The following is a 1,133-nucleotide window of genomic DNA, read 5'->3' as shown; positions in this document are numbered from 1 at the left end:
ATGACGCGCCGCCGGTCTTCCGGGGCGCGCCCCGGAAGACCGGCGGTCGCAGCACCTGGGGAAGATTCAAACGGCACTATTGGGGAGTATTGATCCGGTAGTGACAACAGTTAAAATCCTACGGAGTGGCCGCGGTCGCAAGGCACATGATGATTGCATTGGCCAAGTGACCGGGTGCTGCGGGTTTTGGAACCCAGTGACCCTGAAGGAAAACATCATGTTCTCGGAAGCGGCTGTCCATTGCAACGCTATGGACGACGAAAGGCACTTCCCGCTCGACCAGGACTTCGACGATCGCTGTACAGGCGCCGTCATGCAGGAAGACGTCCACGACTGCCACATCGGGAGTGTTTTCGTCCAACCAGGCCTCGGCGCGGGCGCAGGAGTCGATAATGACAGCCTCTCCGGCACAAGCATTTGCAATCGTGTCCTCGACATCGAGCGCGATGAACGGTTGGTCTTCGAGCAACAGAATAGTCGGACGATGAGCCGAGGTCATAGCAGTCTCCCTTTAACCTATTAGGTCAAGGATACCGTATTTCGGCAAAGCTGCATGGCACCGTCTGTTGCCGTACAATGTATCCGTGTCATCATTTCTGTGATATGATCCACCATTGTTCGCTAAACATCAGGGCGCGGACGGCTGAGAGTATTCTTCCTCTTGCCCCAATGGAGGCAAGACGATGTCGGCTTTTCATTTAACACGGTATCAAAATAAACTTCTTTCCCGTCTTCCGGGTACGGAACTGGAGAAATTCGAATCTGCATTGGAGCATCTTCCGCTTCCGAAAGGGTTCATGATCGCCCGCTTGGACTGCGCCATAGACTATATCTACTTTTTGGAAAGCGGCATCGGATCAATCGTCACCGTGTCTCGCGAAGGACATAAGGCTGAATCAGGGCTGTTCGGACGCGAGAGCTTCTCCCCGACGGCAGCCGCGGCTCACACTGACATTTCCTTCCATGAGATAGAGATTCAGTCGCAGGGGCACGGGCATCGCATCGGACTCCTGCCGTTCTGGGAAGCTCTTGCCTCCAGCCGGCCGTTGGCCAATGGTAAGCGCGTAGGCCATCCCACGTATCTTTGAGCGTGCCGAGAGGGCATTTTCTGCATGAATCATGCGGGGAATCCT

The 1,133-nt window shown here is 55.3% G+C and carries 2 protein-coding genes; one reads left to right on the top strand and one right to left on the bottom strand.

Annotation, left to right across the window (positions count from 1 at the left end; all coding sequences use genetic code 11):
- Positions 1-118 precede the first annotated feature (118 nt).
- Entirely contained in the window at positions 119-499 is a 381-nt protein-coding gene (locus OCK01_RS26385) for a response regulator (RefSeq protein WP_263826557.1), read from the bottom strand.
- A gap of 184 nt (positions 500-683) precedes the next feature.
- On the opposite strand from OCK01_RS26385, the gene OCK01_RS26380 reads away from it, so the two are divergent.
- Positions 684-1,088 (top strand): hypothetical protein, encoded by a 405-nt coding sequence (locus OCK01_RS26380; protein WP_263826556.1) that lies wholly within the window; start codon positions 684-686, stop codon positions 1,086-1,088.
- The last annotated feature ends 45 nt before the right edge of the window (positions 1,089-1,133 follow it).

The organism is Rhizobium sp. TRM95796, assembly GCF_025779995.1.
Lineage (GTDB): Bacteria > Pseudomonadota > Alphaproteobacteria > Rhizobiales > Rhizobiaceae > Rhizobium_E.
This window is presented reverse-complemented; position numbering and strand designations above follow the sequence as displayed.